The 23,047-nt window shown below is 51.6% G+C and carries 23 protein-coding genes; 4 read left to right on the top strand and 19 right to left on the bottom strand.

Translation table 11 applies throughout. The annotated features are described in order from the left end of the window. The first annotated feature begins 198 nt into the window (after positions 1-198). Entirely contained in the window at positions 199-759 is a 561-nt protein-coding gene (locus tag ACTID9_RS07625) for a spore coat protein (protein WP_441070610.1), read from the top strand. A gap of 141 nt (positions 760-900) precedes the next feature. Here the strand turns inward: ACTID9_RS07625 and ACTID9_RS07620 are convergent, their stop codons facing one another. Beyond that, a complete protein-coding gene (locus ACTID9_RS07620; RefSeq protein ID WP_441070608.1) occupies positions 901-1,272 on the bottom strand; it encodes a DUF2500 domain-containing protein in 372 nt (123 codons plus the stop codon). A gap of 140 nt (positions 1,273-1,412) precedes the next feature. Here ACTID9_RS07620 and ACTID9_RS07615 point away from each other — a divergent pair, with 140 nt between their 5' ends. Beyond that, the gene (locus tag ACTID9_RS07615) at positions 1,413-1,634 is read left to right on the top strand and encodes a hypothetical protein (RefSeq protein ID WP_441070607.1); all 222 of its coding nucleotides are present in this window, start codon (positions 1,413-1,415) and stop codon (positions 1,632-1,634) included. Between the two features lie 182 nt (positions 1,635-1,816). On the opposite strand, the gene ACTID9_RS07610 is transcribed toward ACTID9_RS07615, so the two are convergent. The 8 genes from ACTID9_RS07610 to ACTID9_RS07575 all read right to left on the bottom strand — a co-directional run bounded on the left by ACTID9_RS07610 (position 1,817) and on the right by ACTID9_RS07575 (position 9,873). Next, entirely contained in the window at positions 1,817-2,416 is a 600-nt protein-coding gene (locus ACTID9_RS07610) for an undecaprenyl-diphosphatase (protein WP_441070606.1), read from the bottom strand. Positions 2,417-2,726: 310 nt separating this feature from the next. Beyond that, the gene (locus ACTID9_RS07605) at positions 2,727-3,176 is read right to left on the bottom strand and encodes a carboxymuconolactone decarboxylase family protein (RefSeq protein WP_441070605.1); all 450 of its coding nucleotides are present in this window, start codon (positions 3,174-3,176) and stop codon (positions 2,727-2,729) included. Positions 3,177-3,277: 101 nt separating this feature from the next. Next, positions 3,278-4,174, bottom strand: a complete 897-nt coding sequence (locus tag ACTID9_RS07600; RefSeq protein ID WP_441070604.1) for an RNA polymerase sigma-70 factor — start codon at positions 4,172-4,174, stop codon at positions 3,278-3,280. Positions 4,175-4,495: 321 nt separating this feature from the next. Continuing rightward, positions 4,496-6,202, bottom strand: coding sequence for an adenine deaminase C-terminal domain-containing protein (locus tag ACTID9_RS07595; protein ID WP_441070603.1), 1,707 nt, complete (start codon positions 6,200-6,202; stop codon positions 4,496-4,498). A gap of 22 nt (positions 6,203-6,224) precedes the next feature. Beyond that, a complete protein-coding gene (locus tag ACTID9_RS07590; protein ID WP_441070602.1) occupies positions 6,225-7,283 on the bottom strand; it encodes an ABC transporter ATP-binding protein in 1,059 nt (352 codons plus the stop codon). A gap of 15 nt (positions 7,284-7,298) precedes the next feature. Further along, complete coding sequence (locus ACTID9_RS07585) at positions 7,299-8,087, bottom strand: ABC transporter permease (RefSeq protein WP_441070601.1); 789 nt, start codon at positions 8,085-8,087, stop codon at positions 7,299-7,301. A gap of 5 nt (positions 8,088-8,092) precedes the next feature. After that, complete coding sequence (locus ACTID9_RS07580) at positions 8,093-8,914, bottom strand: ABC transporter permease (protein WP_441070600.1); 822 nt, start codon at positions 8,912-8,914, stop codon at positions 8,093-8,095. 26 nt (positions 8,915-8,940) lie between these two features. Next, entirely contained in the window at positions 8,941-9,873 is a 933-nt protein-coding gene (locus ACTID9_RS07575; RefSeq protein WP_441070599.1) for a nucleoside hydrolase, read from the bottom strand. Positions 9,874-9,984: 111 nt separating this feature from the next. On the opposite strand from ACTID9_RS07575, the gene ACTID9_RS07570 reads away from it, so the two are divergent. Further along, complete coding sequence (locus tag ACTID9_RS07570) at positions 9,985-10,194, top strand: hypothetical protein (RefSeq protein ID WP_441070598.1); 210 nt, start codon at positions 9,985-9,987, stop codon at positions 10,192-10,194. Positions 10,195-10,250: 56 nt separating this feature from the next. Here ACTID9_RS07570 and ACTID9_RS07565 read toward each other — a convergent pair whose 3' ends face one another. Both ACTID9_RS07565 and ACTID9_RS07560 read right to left on the bottom strand, forming a co-directional pair. Further along, positions 10,251-11,333 carry an ABC transporter substrate-binding protein gene (locus ACTID9_RS07565; RefSeq protein WP_441070597.1) on the bottom strand — a complete coding sequence of 361 codons (1,083 nt, stop codon included), beginning with the start codon at positions 11,331-11,333 and terminating at the stop codon, positions 10,251-10,253. A 306-nt stretch (positions 11,334-11,639) separates the two neighbouring features. Then, complete coding sequence (locus ACTID9_RS07560) at positions 11,640-11,990, bottom strand: DUF2294 domain-containing protein (protein ID WP_122917702.1); 351 nt, start codon at positions 11,988-11,990, stop codon at positions 11,640-11,642. 740 nt (positions 11,991-12,730) lie between these two features. On the opposite strand from ACTID9_RS07560, the gene ACTID9_RS07555 reads away from it, so the two are divergent. Next, positions 12,731-13,402: a hypothetical protein gene (locus ACTID9_RS07555; RefSeq protein ID WP_441070596.1), complete on the top strand. Its 672-nt coding sequence runs from the start codon at positions 12,731-12,733 to the stop codon at positions 13,400-13,402. 109 nt (positions 13,403-13,511) lie between these two features. On the opposite strand, the gene mqnE is transcribed toward ACTID9_RS07555, so the two are convergent. From mqnE to ACTID9_RS07515, 8 genes are all read right to left on the bottom strand, one after another. Then, positions 13,512-14,591, bottom strand: coding sequence for an aminofutalosine synthase MqnE (gene mqnE / locus ACTID9_RS07550; protein ID WP_441072481.1), 1,080 nt, complete (start codon positions 14,589-14,591; stop codon positions 13,512-13,514). A gap of 27 nt (positions 14,592-14,618) precedes the next feature. Continuing rightward, the gene (locus ACTID9_RS07545) at positions 14,619-15,041 is read right to left on the bottom strand and encodes a MarR family winged helix-turn-helix transcriptional regulator (protein WP_441070595.1); all 423 of its coding nucleotides are present in this window, start codon (positions 15,039-15,041) and stop codon (positions 14,619-14,621) included. Between the two features lie 121 nt (positions 15,042-15,162). Further along, entirely contained in the window at positions 15,163-16,980 is a 1,818-nt protein-coding gene (locus ACTID9_RS07540; RefSeq protein ID WP_441070594.1) for a sigma-54 interaction domain-containing protein, read from the bottom strand. 59 nt (positions 16,981-17,039) lie between these two features. Continuing rightward, positions 17,040-18,992 carry an oxidoreductase gene (locus tag ACTID9_RS07535; RefSeq protein WP_441070593.1) on the bottom strand — a complete coding sequence of 651 codons (1,953 nt, stop codon included), beginning with the start codon at positions 18,990-18,992 and terminating at the stop codon, positions 17,040-17,042. 2 nt (positions 18,993-18,994) lie between these two features. Then, a complete protein-coding gene (locus ACTID9_RS07530) occupies positions 18,995-19,735 on the bottom strand; it encodes a (Fe-S)-binding protein (protein WP_441070592.1) in 741 nt (246 codons plus the stop codon). Between the two features lie 3 nt (positions 19,736-19,738). Next, positions 19,739-21,013: a 4Fe-4S dicluster domain-containing protein gene (locus ACTID9_RS07525; RefSeq protein WP_441070591.1), complete on the bottom strand. Its 1,275-nt coding sequence runs from the start codon at positions 21,011-21,013 to the stop codon at positions 19,739-19,741. A 4-nt stretch (positions 21,014-21,017) separates the two neighbouring features. Beyond that, positions 21,018-21,860, bottom strand: coding sequence for a hypothetical protein (locus tag ACTID9_RS07520; protein WP_441070590.1), 843 nt, complete (start codon positions 21,858-21,860; stop codon positions 21,018-21,020). 6 nt (positions 21,861-21,866) lie between these two features. Further along, a complete protein-coding gene (locus ACTID9_RS07515; RefSeq protein WP_441070589.1) occupies positions 21,867-22,871 on the bottom strand; it encodes an electron transfer flavoprotein subunit alpha/FixB family protein in 1,005 nt (334 codons plus the stop codon). Between the last annotated feature and the right edge of the window lie 176 nt (positions 22,872-23,047).

Below are 23,047 nucleotides of genomic sequence, written 5' to 3'. Positions count from 1 at the left end.
GAACTCCACCCTACCCGCTGCTTTTTGCCACTGAATGCTTGTTTCTGGTCACGCACCAGGAGCGCGGCATTTTCCGTTGGGCTGCAATGGAAAAAGTGATTCTCTTTACCGTTTTGCGGTCAAAAGGGCATACATAAATCACTCTTCTTATCAAAATAATAAAAGGGATTGATCATCAGACAAGGAGTGACAGCGTCAGTGAAACTTGGAATCCATGAAGCGTGTGAATTAAACGAACTGTTGATGAGTTGTACCAATTCCATCAATTCAATGGCTTTATTCAGCGAACAGGCAAAGGATCAAGAATTAAAGGACATGATCCTCCGCCACTTCTCCGTCCATGTTCAGGATTACAATATGAAAGTCGAATTTGCAACACAACAGTCCGGTTCCAGCGACCAGTTGAATGTCCCTCCCCTTCAAACGTTATCCGTCACACCAGCGCAAGTTCAACCGGTTCAGCCACAGGTCAAGCGAAATGATCTGGACGATCGGTCTATCGCTACTTCTTACCTTTTAACATTGAAGCGTGCTGGACGCGAATATGCCTGGGCCGCGTTTGAGTGCACCGTTCCCCAACTCCGCTCGTTCCTCGAGGATGCATTCAAAATGTGTTCCCACCAAGCCTATGAAGTATGGGCTTTCATGGTCAAAAAAGGATGGTATCCAGCAATCCCCGCTCCGCAAGAGGCGATGCAAGCCATGGGGCAAATTTATCAAAAAGTCCAAATCCACGAACCAATGGCTGTTTACAGCTAACATGCATCCCCCCGATTCGTTGAGAATTGGGGGCTCCCCTGACTTTTTCCTTCCAGCCAACATTTCCGGGTCTCCCTCTGACCGCCGTTCATTCAGCTCCGGCAAAAATAGTGCCATGTACGCCATCTTGTCCTCGCGCCGCTACATCAACCGCCTTTGCAGCCCTTTATACCGCGTCCCCTGGTAGGTCAGCAGGCCCGTGTCGTTTTCGACCAGCATGCCATATTCCTTGCCGGAGACGGCGAACTCCCGGCGTTCCTGATTCTCGAATTGAAAAGTAACGTAATAGTGCGTAGTCACACTGGTATTATGCCCGCCCGACGTGCTGGTGCGCTTGCCAATCACCGTAGCCATCGCCGTTTCCACCGGCGAGGCGTTGTTCGACATCCACTGCGCCACCCCTTTTAAAAGGGTGAACGCAATCATCGCGATGACGATTCCGGCAAATAGCAGAAACCACCACGGCGGTCCGAAAAAGTCATTGTGGAAAAAAAATCCTCCCTGCTCAATCACTGTATTCTTCAACTCCCCTTTTTCTATGTAGTACGAATGAACAAGCAGGAATGTTTCGACAAATATGCCACAGAAACGTCTGGATGCCCCTCTCGTCTATAACAATGATTGCCAACCAATCGAGCAAGGAGGTGATTCATTTGCTGCCGAAAAGCATCGCGATGGCGTGGCTGCCGGCCTTATTGCTGCTGGCAAACACGCTAGCGGCTGGAAATGCGCTGCCGGACACAACCAGCAAATCTCTTGCCATACCTCGGCTTTTGCCGAATGCGAACCCAGATGACTGGAAAGACGGACTTTTGCTGCTTCCATTGGCAAAACCCGGCGAGTGGCAAAAACATGTGGTCCCCTTGTCCAAATAATCCCTTTCCCGTTGAAGTTTCCGTGTAGTTTTTCCGCTCTCTAATCTGTTTCAAAAAAATGTATATTACGCTTAAAGCGTTATGTTCAACTCCTCTTTCATCCCCCACCACGTCTATGGGGGATCTTTTTATGGGGCGAAAAGCGGTTTCGTTCTTTAGAATTTTGGTATGATCCTCGCTGCTTACATCGTCCTGCCTTTCACTTTCACAGGCCAAAACCGCTTCTCTACGTTTTCATAAACAGCGAGCAAGCCTGCGACTGCCGAGAGCTTGGGCACGATCCGGTATGCCGCCAGCGCGGAAACGATCCCGATCAGCGCGCCTGCCGCAATGTCTCCCGGATAGTGCACGCCCACCCACACGCGGGAGACAGCGACACAGCACGCGACAACAAGCCATAGCCACCCTTCCTTTTTGCGGACGAGCCCATACGAGGCGCACACGGAAAAAAAGAGCAGCGAATGATCGCTTGGAAACGAATTGTCTACGTCATGGGGAATCAGCTGGTTGACGTGCGGCAGCGCCGCGAATGGCTGGGGATGGGAAACAAAATGGCCAGCCAGCAAGCCGAGCAGCTCGGCAATACCGAATGACACCACTGCGGAAATCACCATCAGCCTGTTTTGCTTTGTTCTCGTAAACCAATACAGCACCATACTCAGTGCCAATACATATGCCATCTGCTCCGCGAAAAAGACAAAGACCGCATTCAGCGCGGGGTGTCCGCTCGCCAGATCGTTGATGGTTCGAAATAACGCGAGATTCAACGATGAAACATCCACTTGTCAGTACCTCCTCAAAAGCTGCAGCAAGCAAATCGAACGCAGCTGCTTTTCAATAGCTAACTGTAATGCAGCCAGGTACATCCGATAAATCGATTTTCCTTACAAAAGCGTCGCCTTTCCTTACAATATTGTAAGTTGACGAATCTTTCCCGCCGATGAGTCAGCCGGAAGACATCGCTTTTTTGATGATCTCCCCTATTCGACCGGAGCCGTATTGACGGTGGATGACGGCGTGCCGCTCACCCGGTACGTAAAAAGACCAGCCTGCTGACGGCTGGTCTTGGCACTTGCGACGAAACTCGCTTTTTTACTTTTCATTGATCGGCGGGAGCTTGCGCGTTGACACGGCAATCCGGTTCCACGCATTGATCGTGACGATCTGCATGATGATTTCTGCGGTTTGCTTCTCATCAAAATACCGGCGCACTTCTTCATACACGTCATCGGGCACATGCGTCTGGGCGACCAGTGTGACCGCATCGGTCAAGCCGAGCACAGCGCGTTCCTCCGGACTATAGAACGGGGACTCCTGCCACGCGCTCAACCCGTAAATGCGCTGCTCCGTTTCGCCCAGACTCCGGGCTTCCTTCGTATGCATGTCGATGCAAAACGCGCAGCCGTTCAGCTGTGACGCCCGGATTTTGATCAGCTCGCGGAGCGATTTGCTGATGCTCGTATTCATCACGTACTGCTCCAACCCGATCATCGCGCGGTACCCTTCCGGAATTGCCATCCCCATATCGAATCTTGTTTGCATGTCATGATCCTCCCTTATGCCAATCGGCCAGTAATTGTCGTGCTTTCATCCATACAGACAACCGAGCAAAGGATTTGTGACAGGAAACGAGAAAAAACTTTTTAAAAAGTGACGCCGCCCGGCAGTTTGTCCGGGTTGAACACCGCATAAATACGTGTAACGTGCCCCGTCGTTTCATCAAAGCCGAACGACCAGACGGCGGCCGGCGAACCATCCCGCGTGACCATGAGACCCGACTGTCCGTTGACCTGCACGGGACGAATGCCTTTGGAAAAAGAGCCTTTGGCGCTGATTCCCGCCAAAAACGCAGACACCCGCCCGATGCCGATAATCGGCCGCATTGCCGCCCTGACCTTGCCGCCGCCATCGGAGATAAACGCGACCTGGTCGGAGAGAAGCGCCACGACTTCTGCGATCTGCCCGGTTTGCAGCAAATCCCCAAAGCGCTGCACAATGCGCTCCTGCTGCGGATGACTTGCGTTCTGCGCCTGCCCCCGCTTCATTTTTTGCCGTGCGCGGCTGCAGATTTTCCGGCAGTTTTCCGCTGATTTGGCGACGATTTCGGCGATTTCCTCATATTCGTAGCCGAACGCTTCCCTCAGCACAAAGCTGACCCGCTCAACGGGAGATAGCTGATCCAGCATGACCAGGTACGCATACGAAATATTCTCCTGCAGCTCCAGCCGCTGCAGCGGTTCGTTTCCGTCCAGGGCATAGAGCGGTTCGGGCAGCCATGGTCCGACGTACAGCTCCCTTTGCTTTTTCGCCGATTTCAACAGATTCAGGCAGCGGTTGGTCACGGCCCTGCTTAAAAACGCCTTCATGTTCTCAACCTGCTCCCGATCGACCGCCTGCAGCGAAACGAACACATCCTGCACAATATCTTCCGCCTCCGAACGAGTCCCCAGCAAACGGTAGGCGATGGAGAACAGCAGCGGCCAATGCATTTTGTACAGCTGCGCCATGTCTGTCTGCGGCATCTCCTCGAACTTTTGCATCTATCTCAACATCCTTTTTGCAAAATGTGGCAACCACTCAATTGAAACAGAGGTTTTTATTGAAGTAAACAATATTTCGGACATAATAAGCTGGAAAAGTTGATCGGGAAGGCGATGGTATGGAAAAACACAAAGTTTTGCTCAACTGAAAAAAAGCTTCCTCGCCCATGATAACTGGACAGGAAGCGTGTACGCCAACAAAAAAGATGCGCTGCCGCACGCATGCAAAGCCACGCTCTACTTTTTTACTGTAGCATATCCCCTGCAAAAAAACCGGGCGCCAGATCGTCTCCAGCGCCCGCTTTCCATCGGTTCCCTTGCTTACACAAACAGCGAAACCACTTTCCCCTTATTCACATCGATCAAGCCCAGGTCGGTAATTTTCAGCGCGGGGCTGACCGGGAGCGAATGCGTGCTGATGGACATGATCGGGTTGTAATGCTTGTAGCCTAACGATTCCATCGCGCGGCGGAGCGCCTCCACTTCCCGCGCGGTTTTTTCCAGCGGCTCTTCCGTCAAAATACCGCCGACTGGCAGGTGCAGAAACGCAAGCACGTTGCCATCTTCAACCGCACAGAAGCCGCCCTGATTGCGGATCACTTCATTGGCGGCAACCATCATATCGTGCGGGTTGTGACCAATGACCAACAGATTGTGGTTGTCGTGCGAATACGTCGTTGCAACCGCGCCGCGCTTGATCGTGTCGCCGCCGATCAAGCCGCAGCCTTTGTTTCCATTGATGCCGTAGCGATCCATAACCGTAATCAGGCCGAAGTCGCTTTCCTGCCAGCACAGCTTGCCGTCCTGCACACGCGCCTCGCCATGGTGCTCATCTGTGAAGGTCGACCCATCCTTGACCATCATGACGCGACACAGATACGTGCCATCTGCGGCATCGATGTTCACCTCAAAATCCGTTTCAGCAAGCGGCGCCAGCTTGACGCTCTCGTAGAAATGCGCCGGAAACTGGTTTGGCTTCACGACCTGCTCATACGCTTCCGCTGCGTCATAGACTTTTCGCCCGTTTTTGTAAACTTGTGCAATGGCGAACTCGCGCAAGTCGGACAGCAGCACGAAATCGGCGATTTTGCCCGGTGCGATCGCGCCGCGATCATGCATCCGCATTCTGCGCGCCGGCGTGAAGCTGCTGGCATAGATGGCACGCTCCGGCTCCATGCCCATCTTGATCGCCTTTTTGACCAAATTGTTGAGATGGCCGCGCTTGTAAAGCGAATCGGTCATCACGTCATCGGTGACAAAGCAAAAATGCTCCGCAACATCGTTTCCGATCAAATAGTTCATCACATCGTCGGTCATCGATTTTTCCTGGATTTCCAGGAACATGCCGGCTGCGATCCGCGCCTTCATCCCTTCCACCGTCTGATGCGTATGGTCGGAATCCACGCCGGCAAAAATGATCCGGTGCAAGTCCAGATCCAGCAGCTTCGGCACATGCCCTTCGATCACCAGATTCGGGTACTGCTTGCGAATGTGATCGAGAATCCGGTTGGTCTTGCAGTCAGGGTCGGCAATCACGTCCACATAGTTCATGATTTCGCCCAGACAGCTGATCGTCTCTGTCCGCAGCAGCTCATCGATGTCTTCCAGTTCAATCGCGCCGCCTGTCGTCTCCATCGCGGTGGCGGGGACGGAGCTTGGGATCGCATAAAACATGTCAACCACGCAGTCTTTGCTGGCACGGATCATCTCCTTCACCCCGGCGATGCCGAACACGTTCGCCATCTCATGCGGCTCCGGCACGATGGTCGTCACGCCGTTTTGGATCAAGCCGTAGGAAAACGTCTCCGGCGTTACCATCGTGCTCTCGATATGCAAATGGATGTCGATCAGGCCGGGAATCATATGCCGCCCCGCACCCTCGATGATTTCCCCCGCTTCAAACGTGTCCGTTCCGCGATTGCCGATATAGAAAAAGCGCCCGCCCTGAACCGCAACATTGCCCGGCACAAACGTTTTGAAATAGCTGTTGTATACGTGTATGTTCAAAATCAGCGTATCGACGTACATGCGTACTCCTCCTCTTCCAGCACTACTCGACCAGCACCAGTTTTTCTTTCGGGAAGCGCAGATTGACCGCTTGCCCGTTTTTGTACGGCTGTTCCATTTCCTGGTTCACCGTGAAATCTCCCAAAGCCGTTTCCACGACGTATTGATAGCTTCTGCCGAGGAACGTGCTGATCTTTACACGACCGGCGACGACATTGCTTTCGCCGTGCGCGTCCTGCGTCGAGATGAGCAGATCGTCCGGGCGAATCGCGCATTTTTGGCCAGCGCGCCCCGCTGTTCCCGGATTGAGTGCGGCCGCAAACGTATGGTCATGTCCTTTGAGCACAATCTCCCCGTCCGCTTCACTCCGCTCGCTGAAGGTGACAAAGTTGTTGAAGCCGATGAACCGCGCGATGAATTCCGTTTTCGGATACTTGAAAATGGTCGCAGGATCGTCGAGCTGCTCGATTACACCCTTGTTCATGATCGCCACCTGATCCGAGATGGAGAAGCATTCCTCCTGGTCATGTGACACATAAACGGTCGTGATGCCCAGTTCCTGCTGAATTCGGCGGATTTCCACGCGCATGTTGACGCGCAGGTTGGCGTCGAGATTGCTGAGCGGCTCGTCGAACAGCAAGAGGTCAGGCTCGATGACGAGCGCGCGGGCGATCGCCACGCGTTGGCGCTGACCGCCGGACAGCTCTTTCGGGAAGCGTTTTTCAAAGCCTTTCAGGCTGACGACCTCGAGAATCTGGTGGACGCGCTTTGCGATTTCCGCGTCGCCTACCTTGCGCAAGCGCAGGCCAAATGCCACGTTGTCAAAAACCGACAGGTGCGGAAACAGCGCATAGCTTTGGAACACAAAGCCGAAATTGCGCTTGTTGACCGGCACGCGTGTGTAGTCTTTGCCGTCAAACAGAAATTTGCCGTCCTTCGCCTCCAAAAATCCGGCGATCAGGCGCAGCGTCGTCGTTTTGCCGCAGCCGGACGGCCCGAGCAGCGAGATGAGCTGCCCCTTTTCAATATTCAGGTTGAAATCTTTGAGAATGTACTGATTTTCATAGGCAACCGATACATTTTCCAGCGTGAGCAAAGCCATGAATAGATGCCTCCGTTATCGTTTTGTAAAGTAAGATAGCCCCATCAGCCGTTCGATGACGAACATGAGCACACCCGTGATGATCATGAGCAGCACGGAAATGGCGGCGATCGTCGGGTCAAAGTTGTTCTCCACATAGGTCAGCATCTGGATCGGCAGCGTGCTGACGCCCGGTCCTGTCATGAATACCGAGATGTCCACATTGTTGAACGATTCGAGAAACGCGATCAAAATCGCGGCGATGATGCCGGAGCGGATGTTGGGCAGCACCACTTTATAAAACGTTTCAAAGTGGCCTGCGCCAAGGCTGAGCGCCGCTTCCTCGATGGCGAAGTCAAAGTTGGACAAGCTCGATGCCACAACGCGGATGATGAAAGGAAGCATGACGACCGTATGGCCGACCAGAAGCGCGGCGTAAATCGGCAAATGATAGATCACGATGACGTACTTCAACATGGCAAAGCCGAGCACGATGCCGGGAATCAGCACCGGCGAAATGAAGATGGCGTTCAATGCATCCTTGCCTTTGAACTGGAAGCGGCTCAATGCATACGCGGCCGGAATCCCGAGCAAAAGCGCCAGCACATTGCCTAACAGCGATACGAAAATGGAGGTTTTGAACGTCTCCATGAACATTTCCACTTTGAAAATATTTTGGTACCAGCGCAAGGAAAAGCCTTGCGGCGGGAATTTCAAGACAGTCCCCGGTTCAAACGAGGTGAGCGAGATGATGAGGAGCGGCCCGAGCAAAAACAGAAACACCAGAAAAGTAAACAGGGCCAGCCCGCGATTTTTCTCCTGCATACGTTCTACCCCTTCGGATTCAATTTGGTCGCCAGCTTGTTCATCAAGCCGATGACAACAAACGTGATGACGATCATGATCGTCGCGATGACGGACGCCATGTACCAGTCATTGAGCGTCATCGCATTTTGATACAAAAACGTCGAGACGACACGCTGCTTTCCGCCCAGCAAAGCCGGCGTCGTGTAAGCGGTCAGACTGCCGACGAAAACGAGAATGCTGCCGATGATAAGCCCCGGCACGCTCAATGGGACGATTACTTTGGCAAAAGCTGTGAAGCGCGACGCGCCGAGGCTTTCCGCCGCCTTCAGCAAATCCGGATCGATATTTTCCATTACCCCGACGAGCGTGATGATGATGAGTGGCAGGAACAGATGGATCAACCCGATCATCATCGCGGTCGGCGTGTACAAAATGTCGAGCGGTTTATCTGCGAGGCCGAGGCCCACAATCGCATTGTTGAGCAAGCCTTTTTTGCCCAAGATGATCATCCAGCTAAACGAGCGGACGACCGAGCTGGTCAACAAAGGGAAAATCGCGAGCGCCAGCAGGATGCCTTTTTTGCGCGGCCCGAGCCTGGAAATATAGTAGGCCGCAGGAAAACCGAGCAGCACGCATGCGATCGTGGTGACCAGGCTGACCTCCAGCGTTGTCAGCAAAATATTGAGGAAATAGTGGTCGGTGAGAAATTGCACATACCCTGCGACCGTAAAACTGCCTTGCTGAAAAAAGGTTGAGCCGATGACGAGCACGATCGGAATGATCATAAACAGCGTCAAAAAGATCAGTCCAGGCAGCAGCAACAAATACATTACCGTTTTTTTCATCGCGTTAACTCCTGTTCGTAGTATCGCTACGCTTGCAATGTACGGACAAACAGATCGAGGAATGCGTCTGCGTCCACGTCCAGGCAGACCGTCACGTTCGGTTCTTTGCCAAGCCGGTTCTGGAAGTCGCAGACGGTCTGCCCGTCGCACAGCTCGCTTTTGGTTTCGACATCGACATGGTACGTTTGCGTGGTGACCAGCGCCCGATTCAAGGCCACGCCTACTGCGAGCGGATCATGCAGCGCGCAGGCATGGACGCCGTTGCGCATAAAGTACCGCTTCGTATAATCGGACGTGCTCTTGCGCACATACCGCCCGATCGGCGTATCGCCCAAAGCCTCGATATGATCGGTGTTCAACAGCGCTTTGCGCGTCACATCGAGCCCGACCAGCGTCAGCGAGCGAAAGCCTGCGCGGCACACCAGCTTGGCCGCTTCCGGATCAACGTACATGTTGTACTCGGCCGTCGGCGTCACATTGCCCATGTCCTTCACCGCGCCGCCCATGAAAATCACTTCGTTTACCTGTTCCACCAGCTGCGGGCATTTCTGGATCGCCAGCGCCAGATTCGTCAGCGGCGCCGTCATGATCAAGGTCACTTCGCCGGGATGCTTCATCACCTGTTCGATGATGAAGTCAGGGCCGAATCCGTCGATTGCCGCTGTCTTCACCGCCACATCGCGCAGCGCACCGCCAAGCCCGTCTTCGCCATGCACCGCATGCTCGAAAAAGGTGGGTCTGACCAATGGGCGGGACGCTCCCTTGATGACGGGAATTTGCGATTCGACTTGGAGGAACTCCAGTATTTTGCATGTATTTTCGGTCGCCTTGTTCAAGGAGACGTTGCCGTTTACCGTCGTGATACCGAGTATGTCGAACTGGCCGCTTTTCACGGCGAGCATGATGCCAAGAGCGTCGTCGATGCCGGTGTCTACGTCCAGGATGACTTTTTTCTTCATGGTTTTCCCTCCTTGGTCGTTGATGGAGATGGAAGTTGCTTTGGTGGAGGGGAGGGGATTTTTGCAAGAAAGTTCCACGAAAAAGCATGACAATGCTTGCTGGGGGTCGGGGTGAACGGCCGCGCGCAAAAAATGAAAACTGCGCCCCAAAGCCACACGCTGCGCGGCGGGTGTATCTCAGGGATGATCTGGGGCGCAAAGCCGTTTTCATTTTTTGCACACGGCCTGGCGGGCATTGCCAACGTTTTTCGTTCCACTTTCTTGCAAAAATCCCTTCGCTGCTGTGAAAAAGCCCTCCTAGGAAGAATGAAAATAATTTAATTGATAAGAAAAAAACAAGGGCATTCGCTTGCCGATATGCCCTTGTTTTTTCTGGTTTATTGCGTGATTTCGCGGTTGAAGCGGTCGGTCCAGGCTTTGATTTTTTCGTTGACGAATTTCATGTCCAGCTTTTTCAGCTTGCCGATGACGTCTGCGCCGTAGGTTACGCCTTTTGCTTCTTCGGCCGTCAGTTGGACGGTTGTGTTTACAGGGGAATCGACTTTTGCTTTTGCCGATTTTTCTTGTACTTCCTTGCTCAGCTGCCAGTTGATGAACTCTTCGGCCAGTTCTTTATGCTTGCTGCCTTTAACGACGTTCATGGTGTTCATGACGGCATAGCCGCCTTCTTCCGGGGAAACGAATTTGGCTTCCGGCACGGCTGCCTGGATGTCCTTGAAGTACATTTCCATGATTGGGCCAGCAGCGATTTCACCTTGGCTAAACATGTTGACGTATTCGGACGTTTTGTTGTAATACTTGACAACGTTCGGATTTACTTCTTTCAGCTTGGCGAAAGCTTTGTCTTCATTAAACTCTGCGCTGCCGGAAACAAGCGATGCAGCGTCAACCATCATTGGACCGGTTGTCGAAGTGATCCCTGGCAGTGTGAGCTTGCCTGCCAGCTCTGGTTTCCACAGGTCTTTCCACGATTTGATGTCGGTTTTGATCACGGTCGGGTTGTACACGATACCGAATTGCCCGATCGTATACGCTGGACCGTACTCCTCGCCCAACGGCGCTTTTGCCATATCAGCGATTTGATCGAGGTTCGGGATTTTGCTGCGGTCAATTTTTTCAAACAGACCGCTCTCGATTCCTTGCTGTGCGTAATAGTCAGACAGGTAAATGACATCCACGTCCGAGCTGCCCTGGCGGATTTTGTTCAGTCGCTCGGCGTTGTTGCCGATCTCGGTAACGATTTTGACGTTGTGTGCTTTTTCGAACGGTTCGTACACTTCTTTTTTGAAGAAGTCCTCGGAGAAGCCCCATGTGGAAACAACCAGTGTTTCCGGTTTTCCGGTGTTGGCTGCGCCCGTGCCTGCGGCGCCTTCCTGCGCTGGCGCACTGCTGCTGCCACAACCAGCCAATGCGAGTGATACTGCCGAAACTGCCATGATGCCTGTCATTACTTTTTTCATCGTATACCTCCGGGTAATGGTTTGGAATCGCGGATAAAGTCGAACATTTACAGAAAGTCCCTCGTTATCATTCGTCTTTTTTACAATTTTTATGCAAAAAAAATGGTTCTTGCCTATCCCCCTCATCTTCATATGGCTTTTCTAAATAAAAAATAAAAAGAAAGGTGCCCTTGATAGAATAAACGTGCATTCTAACAAGAGCACCTTTCTTTGTAAACAAAGATCAGCGACACCCGTTATGCAAGAGAGCGACGGTCACTTCTTAAGATAGATCAAAAGAAATAATCCGTATGGCACTTGCATTCGTCATGGTTCGTTTTCTTGTAAAATCACATTGGTGATGGCCCACTGGGTAGCGGCGTCATAGTCGCGCAGCACGACCTCGATGTTCAGGCCCATCTCTTCTTCCAGCTTTTCGCGGAGACGCTTCTTGTACAAAAGCGACATCCGGAAATCCACCTCCAGCTTCAGCGTCGGTGCCTCTCCTTCCAACGCGGTTGAACGGGGAGAACGCCGGTGCCTGGCGTAAAAGGTAATGATATTGTTTTCGATCGCTGCCCGGAGCAAGGTTGTTCCAAAGCCGAACAGCTCCTTGGAAATCTCATTGTAGAGGTGGCACAGCTTTTTTTTGTTTTCGTTTGAATCTAGCAGCATCATCGCATCACCTGTGAGACCGTGATCAGGTTCCTTTGACTTTTTCATTATACATATGATCTAGCAATCGGACAAGAGATCATTCGTATTTTCCCGAAAAAAATGGTTACCAATCGCAAAAAACATTCGGATTGTTGCTTTTTTCAGAAAGGATTGGGCAAGATTGGGGTTTTGTTTCTGGAAACAACCGATCGACCTCGTTGCCTAGCCCGCTCCAAAACTGCGCAATCAATAACAAAAACTGCCCTTTTACAGGCAGTTTTTTAGATGGCGCTATATGATTGTTGCTTATGTTCATTCTCACTTATTGCCTGTCCACTCAGGCACACACGATGGGACGCCATCTTCACCATGAATGAAGACCAATCCTCTCGGCGCTAAACCACTATGTTTGTTCCGACAGTTTGCATAGGACCGCCAGGAATGTTATGCAAAAGGGTAACTACGAAACAGCTGGAAATTTACACTGCGATCTGTAAATGACACGGTACTTCTTTTGTAGCAGTTCATTGCCTATATGAAACCTTTGAAACCAAAACAACGAAAGCCCTTCCTCTCTTCCATCCTTGCGGCTCCGATGACCGCGCCAGTGAATTGGAAACCAAAAAGAAAAGGATCGTTCTCATTCAAAATATGAAATCTATTATATCACGAACCACCATATATGTAAACTCTCAATTTCACACAAATAATAGGAAACAAATCCCACTCTCAATCGTCTGATTTACCAGGGAGGAATGAATATGAAACGACTTGGGAAAATTTTACTGGGAACGACCATCGGCGCCATGCTGCTTACCGGTACAGCTTTGGCCGCACCGAAACTGAATCTGTTCATCAACGGCGCTGGCTATGTCTCCGACTATCTCGGCCTCAAGGTTGAAAACGGCAGCGTGCTGGTGCCAATTGATAAAATCGCTGCCGAATTCAAAGGAAGTGCGACCTACGACGCGAAAACGGGCGACGTGCGCGTCACGCTGCCGGATGCGGCGCTGCTGGCTCACCAGCTTCAGCGGTTCGAGGATGCTTTCCGCGCTGACGAACCTAAGCAGGCGCTCGATACGTGGATAAAAGGCGTGACCGACCGCAACGGCTCGCTTCAATACGCCGTCTTTTCACCCGAGCTGCGTCAAAAGACAAAGGCAGAATTCGACGCGAATTTTTGGGTGACCGGCGGTTCGAGCCCCCACATGGGCAAAATCGAAAAGCTCGCAACCAAACAGGTGAACGAAACTACCTTCACCTATTCGTTCGATTACCATCTGATCGCATCCAACTATGACGGTTTGGGCAGCGCCGTCGTGACCGTGCAAAAGCTCACGACCGACCGTGGCGATGGCTGGTATGTGACCAACATCAAGCTGAAGGATCCAGGCGATCTGGGTATCATGATCGGCGTGGAACAGCTGAAATAAGTTGGATCGGCACAAAAAACCCCCTCGGGCTGTCAGCACGTTCGCTCTGGAACGGCTTACCTCCAAGGGGGTTTTCTTTTCGTTTGACGGCTTGTCCAATGAGATCCGATCAATATTCCTTGATGACGTTATAAAACGAATCGCGCTCAATCGGGGTTTTGCCTGCGCCTTTGATCAGCCACACCAGCTCGTCGCGGGTCAGACCGGTCTGTGTCAACGCGCCGGCCGCATGGCTGATCCTCTCCTCCACAAGCGTCCCGTGAATGTCGGAGGAGCCGAAATTCAGCGCCATTTGCGTCAATTGCGGACCGATATTGATCCAGTACGCTTTAATATGCGGGACATTGTCAACCATCAGGCGGCTGATCGCGATCGTTTTCATATCGTCCATCGCAGACGTGCGGCGCTTGATCGAAGCCGTCGCTTTTTTGGGTTGCACAGCCAGCGGAATGAAGTTGACGAATCCGCCCGTCCGGTCTTGCAACTCGCGGATGCGCATCATATGGATCAGTCGCTCTTCAAGCGTTTCAATCGAGCCGTAGAGCATGGTCGAGTACGTTTTCAGCCCCAAGCCGTGTGCAGTTTCATGCGCCGCCAACCATTCATCGGTGCTCGCCTTGTCCGGGCTCATTTTCGCACGATACTCTTCCGTCAAAATTTCCGCACCGCCGCCCGTCAGCGATTGCAGGCCGGCTTTCATCAGCTTTTCGAGCACTTCCTTCACGCTCAGTCCCGAAATTTTTGCAAAGAAGACGATTTCCGCGCCTGTGTACGCCTTGATCGTGACATGCGGGTAATGCTGTTTCAGCAAGCGGACGGTATTCACATAGTAGTCGAAAGGAAGCGTGTGGTTATGGCCGCCGACGATGTGGAATTCTTGCGTGGTCGGCGTATAGCCTTTGGCCACGTACGCAAGCAGTTGCTCGTCATTCATCGTATACGCGCCTTCTTCGTCAGGGTCACGACGAAAAGCGCAGAAGGAACAGCGGGCCTCGCACACGTTCGTCGGGTTGATATACAGATTTTCGATGAAATAGACCCGATCGCCATTGATTTTGCGGTTGACCGTATTCGCGAGCTTGCCGATCGTAAGCAAATCATTCGATTGATACAGCGCAAGCCCGTCCTCCAGGGTCAATCGTTCTCCTCTTTCGACTTTCTCGGCGACCTGCGCCAGTTTGGGGTCCATCCATTTCGCAAAAAGCTCCACGGTGCCTCACTCCTTTTTCATATTTTCCGTCATTTTGTCCAAGACGCGCTTGAACGTCGCAATCTCTTCATCAGTCAGGCCGTCCAGCGCTTTTTTCTCGACATCGGCGGTCACGACGTTCCAGACCGGGATCATCGCGGTCGATTTTTCCGTCAGCTTCACTTTCTTCTCGCGCTTGTCCACGTCATCCACCACGCGAACGATCCAGCCCATCTGCTCCATCCGGTTCAGCGTCTGCGACACCGTCGAGGCTTCCATCGATAACTGCTCGCAAAGCTCGCGCTGCGTCAGCTCTCCATTCAGCAAAAGGCGCACGATAAACGGCCATTGACTGCTTGTCAAACCGGTTTGCAGGATGCCTTCATTCAATTTTTTCGAAAGCAGCCGTCCCAAAATGTTGATATGGTGGCCAAAGCGATTTTTGGTCATTCGTTTCGAACACTCCAATTAGTTAGTATGCGAACTAATTCATAGTGTAGCAACTTTTAGCGAAACTGAAAAGGCTTGTATTGCACGGGAGCATACAGAACGAAAAAAAGCCATCCCATGGTCAACTTAAGACCTCTGGGACAGCATCGATTGCTTGCAGCCTCGTCTCATCCTCATCATGGAAATGCAACTCATATTTATGAATTTTCCGAATGATTGTTGTCTGATTGACCCCGAGTGCTTTTGCGATTTTACGGGATGTTTTGTATTTCTTAATCGCAAGCTTCAAAATTTGCCGCTCCGTTTCTTCTACAGCCTTAGTGAGCTGCAGAATCCCTGAAACGGAGACACCCGGCAGCCTGGTTCCCGATGATTGTAAGAGATGAGGAGGCAACCCGTCGGGGTAAATCACCGGCCCCTTCGAGGTGACCACCAGCTGTTCCATCAAATTCTCCAATTCGCGAATGTTCCCCGGCCATTCGTAGCCGAGCAATAATTGCATCACACTGTCTGACAAACTGATACATTGTTCATATTTTTTATTGAACGTATGGAGGAAATAATGAATGAACAACGAAATATCTTCAGGTCTTTCACGCAGGGGAGGAATCACGATCGGAACCACGTGCAGCCGGTAATACAAGTCCTCGCGAAAAAGCTTTTCTTTTATTTTCTGTTTCAAATTTTTGTTGGTCGCAGAGATAATCCGAATATCCACCTTTTTCATTTTGGTGCCGCCTACAGGGATAAAGGTTTTCTCCTGCACAAGCTGAAGCAATTTAACCTGCAGATCAAGCGGCAGTTCGCCGATCTCATCAAGAAATAACGTTCCGCCCTCCGCCTGCTCCACCAGCCCCATTTTCCCATTTTTATTGGCCCCGGTAAAGGAGCCCCCTTCATAGCCGAATAATTCCGACTCCATCAGGCTGGGCGGTATCGCTCCACAGTTGATTTGAATAAAATTTTTCTCTTTTCGCTTGCTGGCATCGTGGATGATTCGCGCCAGTATGCTTTTCCCTACACCCGATTCCCCTTCGATCAGGACGGAAGAATCCGTCGGCGCCACTTTTTCTACCAGATCAATCAGCGGGACCATTTTTTCCGACCGCGTATTCATCCTGACCAAAATCGGATTGGATTTTCGTTCCAGCAGAAACCGATTTTGGTGGTCGATGACCGAGTTGGCTTGGGCGATCTGGTTGCGCAGATCCACAAGCTCCGTGATGTCGCGGGAATTGATGATGACTAAGCTTAACTCACCCTCCTCGTTAAAAACCGGTTTTCCCGTCGCCAATACGGTGATTCCCGTCAAATAGTATTGCTGATGGGAAACGATGCTTTTTGTCTTCAGCACCTCTAGCGTAACAGAATTATGGATAATCCCTTTTTCAACCAAATCCCGCACATTTTTGCCGATAAACACATCGGGAGGCAGTCCCATGAACCGTTTCGACGATTCGCTTACATAAAGGACGTTCCCTTCTGCGTCCGTAACGAATATTTCGTCATACGATGAATCCAGCACCTGTTTTAACTGCTGTCTCTGCTCGCGAAGCATGTCCAGCTCTGCTTCCAGCAAACGGTTCATTTGCTTGACTGCTTCATGCTGATGGCGCAATTGGATGTTCGTTGCTTGCGCTGCATCGTATACTTTGTACTCCCCATGCTCATCCGCTACGAGCCAATACTCGGTGTGCGGATCGATTCGGTTGATGAGTTCGCTTTCATTCATCACGGTTTTAACATTCGCATTGACCGCATGAATGATCTTGCTTTCAAATCCATGCAATGCAGCGTGTTTCCAGAATGACTTTTCATCCAGAACCCCACTCAGCTTCATATCAGAATCAATGACGACGATCGGAAAATCGGAAACGTCAAGAAGCGCTTTCACCTCTGCACATGTCATGTCCCCAAAAACATGTTTCGCTACAATCATCCTTTTCCTCCTCTTGTCACGGACTGCAGGCTGGCAGAATACGATGTCTGATTTTTCAGTCAAAGATTCGCGGCGATCGTAAACCCTTCCAAAATCGCATCTTCAGCCGTACGTGCTGATAAACAGTCGCCAATGCGATGCAAGTTGGGAACATGATCTTTCAGTTGGTCATACAGATCCGTGTTTTGGATATGCCCTGTGGCCAAAATGACGTGATCGATGCCCGCTCTGGTAATCAGCTGACCCGTGTAAATGTTCTCGAATGTGACGGATGCAGGCTCGATTTTGTGCAGTTGATAATGCGGAACCATTTTCACATGTTTTCCATGCAATCGTGCCAGCATCGCGTCCCTTACATACTGTTGGAGAGAGAAACCGACGCCATAGCACGACGTAAACAATTCCACATCGCGCCCCGATTCGGCCAAGTACAACGCGGTTCCGACTCCCGGCATGTCACCTTTCCAATCGGCCACGACCACGTTTTGTCCCACTGTCTTCCTGCGATTCAGCACATCCCAGGCCGTCAGCACATGGGGCAGCTCGATGCCCTCTATATCCGGAAAATAAGGAGTTGCCCCCGTTGCAAGGATCACCTCGTCCGGATTCATGGAAAGAACCAGTTCTTTGTCGGCGGTGGTATTCATTCTAATGTCAACGCGAAATTGCGTCAATTCTCGCCGTAAATTCGCAACAAGCTCGCCAAACTCCTCGCGTGTCGGAATGGTTCTGGCCAGCTTCACCTGACCGCCCAATTCATCCGTTTTTTCCAGTAACGTTACCTTGTGTCCTCTTTCAGCGGCTACCGCGGCAGCTTTCATACCGGCCGGCCCTCCGCCGACAATCACAATGTTTTTCACGCGATTTGTTTTACGCATCGCCGCATACTCCCTTTCCCTTCCCGTTATCGGATTCTGTATACAACTAATGGGTAAATCCAGTTGGAAATGTCCGATGCAGGCCTGATTGCAGCCGATACAGTACCGAATCCGGTCAAGCTCTTCCTGCATCGCTTTATTGGGCATATGCGGGTCAACGATCAACGCCCGCGTCATTCCGACCATATCCATCGCTCCGCTTGCCAACACCTTTTCTGCCATGACCGGATCGTTAATGCGGCCATTAGCCATAACCGTGATCGATACCGCTTCTTTTACCTTGGCGGCATAGGCGACAAAATGTCCAGGCGGATAGGGCGAAGGTGCGGCAATGAAAGATGAACTCAGCAAAGTAGCCGAACTGCCGCCCGTCAGATTGAAAAAATCCAGACCACCGATTTGCCGATCCAAATATTTCAGATTGTCCAACACCTCTTCAAACGTCGCACCTTTTTTTTCAAAGTCATCCACACTTGCCCGCAAACCGACGGTAAAACCGCTCCCGACCTTTTCGCGAATATGGTAAATGATTTCCTGTAAAAATCGCAGGCGATTCTCCAGGCTACCGCCATATTCATCCTTGCGCAGATTGGTTCGCGGCGACCAAAACTGGCTGATCAAATACCCGTGGGACGCAACGATTTCAACGCCATCCAGCCCGCCTTTTTGCACGCGCCCGGCTGTTTCGGCATAGCCCTTTATAATATCGATGATTTCTTCTTTTTCCAGTTCTTTCGGGATTAAGCGGAAACGATCCGTCGGGACTGCCGAACAGGAAACCGCCAACGACCCGCCGGAAGGATACACTTCCCGCCCAGGATGAAAAAGCTGGACGAACATTTTGGTTCCATACGGATGAACCGTTTCGGCAAGCTTTTCATAGTGAGGAATAATGCCATCCTGAAAAGCCTTGATCGTATGGGACGTAAAAAATGCCGTCGGATGTACCGCATTGGCTTCCAGCGTAATCAGCCCCACCCCGCCTTTCGCTCGTTCCCGATGATAAAAAATCAATTCCTCCGTCGGCAGCCCATCCTTCACAAAGTTGGTCATATGTCCCGTACTGACAATCCGGTTTTTCACCCAAGTGGACCCGATCTGTTTCGGGGAAAACAAATACTTGAAATCGGACATGCCTATTCGCCCCCTTCCACCCATTCATTGACAAGCTCCGCAATGTCTTTTGGCACCATCGTGCTTCCCGTTGTTTGCCGCAGGGAGCCGATCGCTTCCTCCATCATCAACAGACAGAACGGGCAAGCCGTTGTCGTCATCGATGCTCCCGTTTGCATGGCTTCTTCCGCGCGCATCGCATTGATCTTTTCACCGCGCTTTACCGTTTCAAACATCATCCCCCCGCCTGCACCGCAACAAAAGGACCGTTCTTTGGTCCGCTCCATCTCTTCAACCGTATAACCGAGAATCTGCAAAATATCACGCGGCTCCTCATAGATCCCGTTTTGCCTGCCCAGATAGCATGGATCATGATACGTGATGACTTCATGCTTCTGTCGAGGCGGAACAGTAAGCCTTCCCTGCTTGATCAGGTTATAAATAAAGGAAGTGTAATGCATGACCTCGAAATCCCCACCCAATGCGGGATACTCATTCTTGAACATGTTAAAACAATGAGGGCAGGTGGTTACGATCGAGCGGACCTGATGCTCCTTTAACACTCGAATGTTATGACTCGCCAATTCCTGAAAGAGGGCCTCATCTCCCAACCGTCTCGCCAGATCGCCTGTACAACGCTCCTTTTTCCCCAGAATGGCGAACTCTACCTTCGCCTTTTTCATAATATCCGCAAACGCTCTCGCAATGCTTTTCAAGCGTGGATCATAGGAAGCGGCGCAACCAACCCAAAATAACACTTCCATTTGTCATGCCCCCTTTTTATCATCGTTTCCCTTGGCGTTCCCAAGCACCGGAATATTCAGCCCTCTGCTCCATTGGTCACGCTCCGACCACGCCTTGCCCCAGACATTGTATTGCTCATCGAGTTTCATCAGCGCATGTTCCGCTTCTTGCTCGATGATCTGCTCCTGGATCAACCCTCTTCGCATCGAGAGAATCAGATCGATATGGTTAATCGAGACGGGACAAGCTTCCACGCAGGCGCCGCAGGTGGTGCAGGATTGCAGCTCTTCCGGTGTGATAAAGGTAGCAATTTTCCGCTCAGGTTCCATATGGTCGCGAATTTTTGTGACGATCGAACGAGGCGCAAGCGGCTTTCCGCTCAGATGAGCCGGACATACGCTGTCACACCGGCCGCACTCTGTGCAGGCGTCCGTACTAAGCAGCTGCCAGCTGGTAAAATCGGAAATGCGCTGCACACCCTGGACTGCCGCAATCGTAAATCGCTTCTCTTCCGTCAGTTCTTCCAGGTTGTAAGGCAAAGAGATTTTCCCTGTACGCGTCACCGGTTGAACCAATAGATTGATCGGTGCCAGCAGCATGTGAAGCAATTTGGTATAAGGGATCACGGCGATGAGACCAAAAGCGAGGATCGCGTGGCTGATCCACCAAACGGGATACCACGCCACACCAAAAGCCGGCACACCTTGCAGCAGCCTGGATACCCCATAGCCAACGATGGACCAGTGACCATAGGAGATTCCGGTCTCGGCAATGCGGATTCCTTCCAAAAGATAGCCGCCGATCCCGATGGCTGCGAACAGCCACAAAAACAGTTGATCCGTCCAGCCATGCTTCAGCCGGTTTCTCGTCCGCCTTGCCCTGACGATCATCGCAATGAAGAGTCCGATCAAAAACAGGACGCCGAAAACATCTAGCACCGCTTCATAACCCAGATAAAAAGCCCCCTGCAGAATGGGAATACCCAAATCGTAATCGACGACGACCAAACAAGTTCCAATGAACAGAATCACAAAGCCGTAGCTGGTGAAGCGATGCATGAAGCCGAACAGCCGATCCCGTTTTATTTTTTGCTGCTTGATCGCCATATCGATAAAATAGGAAACGTTGGCTTTTACATCTGCCCATTGAATGTTCACCTTTCTGCCGCTGCGCCATAAGCGGAAGCGGCGGTAAAACCCGTACAGAAATACAAGCAGCGCGATGGTTGCCAGCACATACATGAGCGAGGAATAGGCAAAAGGAATCGCCCAAAACGTGTCTCTTCTGATTTCGGTCATGCTTTCACTCCTTCAGCCAGCTTTGGATTTTCTCTTTGACAGAATGCGCAAACTCGGGGGATGAAGCGCTTTTTTTCTTGTCTCCCGCGTCTTTTTTCTCGTTGCTGATTCCACTGACAGCAAGAATCCGGTGTTGGGCGAGCGGCGAGCGGGGCACATCCAGCGAATGAATGACAGGTTGCGGCGCTGTCAGCTTTACCCGTTCATAGGGAGGGGGGGACGCTAGAGCCGGAGCAGCCGCTACCTTATGCGAAAGCACTGCTTTTTTTCCCTTTCCAAGATGACTGGGGATGTACCGAAGCGGTGTGATCGCAGGAACAACGCCAATCAGTGCAGGGAGAGCAACCTCGAAGCTGCGTACCATCCCCCTGCCTTCCTTTCGCTGGCATATCCACTTGCCTCCCCCCTGTTGCTCCATTTGATGGACATGTGTGAGGCAAGGAATCTGCAGCCGTTCCGCTACGGCGATGGGCGTAATCCCCGTTCGGTAATCTCCGCTTTCAGAACCGTTGATAAGGAGATCGTACGGAAGCGTTTTGATTTCCTCTGCCAGAAGTGCTGCGACCGCGAAAGGGTTGTCACGATCCTGGTCGGTTTCAATCAAGATCATCTGATCGATCGGATATTTCTCCAACCGTTCCACCGGAACCGTCCGCCCCTTCTCAACCACCATCAGGACTGTAATGTGCGCCCTGTTCTTTCTTTTGTAATCGCATGCCCACTGCAGCGCATGCAAGTCTGCTTTATTGATCGCAAGCGTCTCACAGTCAAACCTGTTTTTGAAATCATTCCATTGGATGGACGATGGATCGTACAGCCATTTGACGAGCACATGGATATGTAGCACCCTGTTTCACTCTCCTTCCTTGCGCTCAAGCGCGTCTACCAACAGCTTCACCGCATCCTTGCAATCGCCAACAATGCCGAGGTCGCAACGGCTAAAGATCGGGGCTGCCGAATCCCAATTGATCGCAATCACATGCTTTACGCCAGCAATCCCCGCCAAATGCTGGCTTGAACCGGAAATCCCGATGGCGATGTAGATGTCGGCTTCGATCGCCTGACCGCTCGACCCGATTCGCTTATCGCGGGGGATGAGGCCAAGCTCATCCGCTACTTTGCTTCCCCCTATAGGGGCATTGAGCAGGTCCGCCAACCGGGAGATCGCTTCAAAAGCAGCGGGGCCACCGCCTTGAACCCCGCGACCGATCCCGATCACACAGCGGGCTTCCGTCAGCTTTACATCGTTTGCCCCTAACGTGAATTCACCCAAATAAGCAATGGCACGCCTGCGTCCGGGCGATAAAAACGGAATCTGTTCGACCTTTCCGGCAGCTCCCTTCCTTTCTTCTCCGTATAAAACCTCGGGCAGCATCGTAATGAACTGGTGCTGTGCTCCACGGAAATCGAGCCACTCATGTGCCTTATCCTGAAACACACTCCTTTTTACCAACCACCCATCGTCCGTTTTTCCGTTTTTCATCTCCAAAACGTTCGTAACAATGCCGGCATCGGGCAGTCGCATCGATAAGCGAACGGCAATTTCCTGATAGAAAGGCGTGGAAACGAATAAATAGGTGGCTTTCGCCATCTGCAGCCGTTGCAAAACTTCTTCCGCCATTTCAAGCTGGACGTCCGCAAGCTGCCAATCATCCGCCCCAACCTGTACATGGTGCACCTCGTCAAACGGAAGCTCGTGCAAGACTTTTTCGCTTATTCCCGCATGGATCACCACAGCCACCAGCGCGCCGATCTTTTCAGGATGACACAGTTTCTGTGCTGTTTTGTAAAGCCCCCATGCGTACTTATGGAAACGCAATCCATTTTGGGCAGGTAGAAAACAGACAATGTTTTGCATTTTTGGCTCACCTCTCTTTTTCTTTTTTTGCAATATTCTTGCCAATCAAAAAACCGGTGACATTCCGCATAGCTCCCTGCGATTTGAACACATTTTGCATCGAAAATGGCTTTCTATCGTGATAGCAACAAAAAATCGAACCTGTTTTGCATCACTTCGATGCATTTCAGGTTCGA

Origin of the sequence: Brevibacillus fluminis (assembly GCF_052072235.1) — a bacterium.
Taxonomy (GTDB): Bacteria; Bacillota; Bacilli; order Brevibacillales; family Brevibacillaceae; genus Brevibacillus_D; species Brevibacillus_D fluminis_A.
Note: the sequence above shows the minus strand (reverse complement) of the source record. Positions and strands in the feature narration are given on the sequence as shown.

Excerpts from the sequence above, each read along its gene's own strand:
- ACTID9_RS07605 (WP_441070605.1), bottom strand. The coding sequence starts at position 3,176 with ATGCAAACAAGATTCGATATGGGGATGGCAATTCCGGAAGGGTACCGC.
- ACTID9_RS07600 (WP_441070604.1), bottom strand. The coding sequence starts at position 4,174 with ATGCAAAAGTTCGAGGAGATGCCGCAGACAGACATGGCGCAGCTGTAC.
- ACTID9_RS07595 (WP_441070603.1), bottom strand. The coding sequence starts at position 6,202 with ATGTACGTCGATACGCTGATTTTGAACATACACGTATACAACAGCTAT.
- ACTID9_RS07590 (WP_441070602.1), bottom strand. The coding sequence starts at position 7,283 with ATGGCTTTGCTCACGCTGGAAAATGTATCGGTTGCCTATGAAAATCAG.
- ACTID9_RS07585 (WP_441070601.1), bottom strand. The coding sequence starts at position 8,087 with ATGCAGGAGAAAAATCGCGGGCTGGCCCTGTTTACTTTTCTGGTGTTT.
- ACTID9_RS07580 (WP_441070600.1), bottom strand. The coding sequence starts at position 8,914 with ATGAAAAAAACGGTAATGTATTTGTTGCTGCTGCCTGGACTGATCTTT.
- ACTID9_RS07575 (WP_441070599.1), bottom strand. The coding sequence starts at position 9,873 with ATGAAGAAAAAAGTCATCCTGGACGTAGACACCGGCATCGACGACGCT.
- ACTID9_RS07565 (WP_441070597.1), bottom strand. The coding sequence starts at position 11,333 with ATGAAAAAAGTAATGACAGGCATCATGGCAGTTTCGGCAGTATCACTC.
- ACTID9_RS07560 (WP_122917702.1), bottom strand. The coding sequence starts at position 11,990 with ATGATGCTGCTAGATTCAAACGAAAACAAAAAAAAGCTGTGCCACCTC.
- ACTID9_RS07555 (WP_441070596.1), top strand. The coding sequence starts at position 12,731 with ATGAAACGACTTGGGAAAATTTTACTGGGAACGACCATCGGCGCCATG.
- mqnE (WP_441072481.1), bottom strand. The coding sequence starts at position 14,591 with ATGGACCCCAAACTGGCGCAGGTCGCCGAGAAAGTCGAAAGAGGAGAA.
- ACTID9_RS07545 (WP_441070595.1), bottom strand. The coding sequence starts at position 15,041 with ATGACCAAAAATCGCTTTGGCCACCATATCAACATTTTGGGACGGCTG.
- ACTID9_RS07540 (WP_441070594.1), bottom strand. The coding sequence starts at position 16,980 with ATGATTGTAGCGAAACATGTTTTTGGGGACATGACATGTGCAGAGGTG.
- ACTID9_RS07535 (WP_441070593.1), bottom strand. The coding sequence starts at position 18,992 with ATGTCCGATTTCAAGTATTTGTTTTCCCCGAAACAGATCGGGTCCACT.
- ACTID9_RS07530 (WP_441070592.1), bottom strand. The coding sequence starts at position 19,735 with ATGGAAGTGTTATTTTGGGTTGGTTGCGCCGCTTCCTATGATCCACGC.
- ACTID9_RS07525 (WP_441070591.1), bottom strand. The coding sequence starts at position 21,013 with ATGACCGAAATCAGAAGAGACACGTTTTGGGCGATTCCTTTTGCCTAT.
- ACTID9_RS07515 (WP_441070589.1), bottom strand. The coding sequence starts at position 22,871 with ATGCAAAACATTGTCTGTTTTCTACCTGCCCAAAATGGATTGCGTTTC.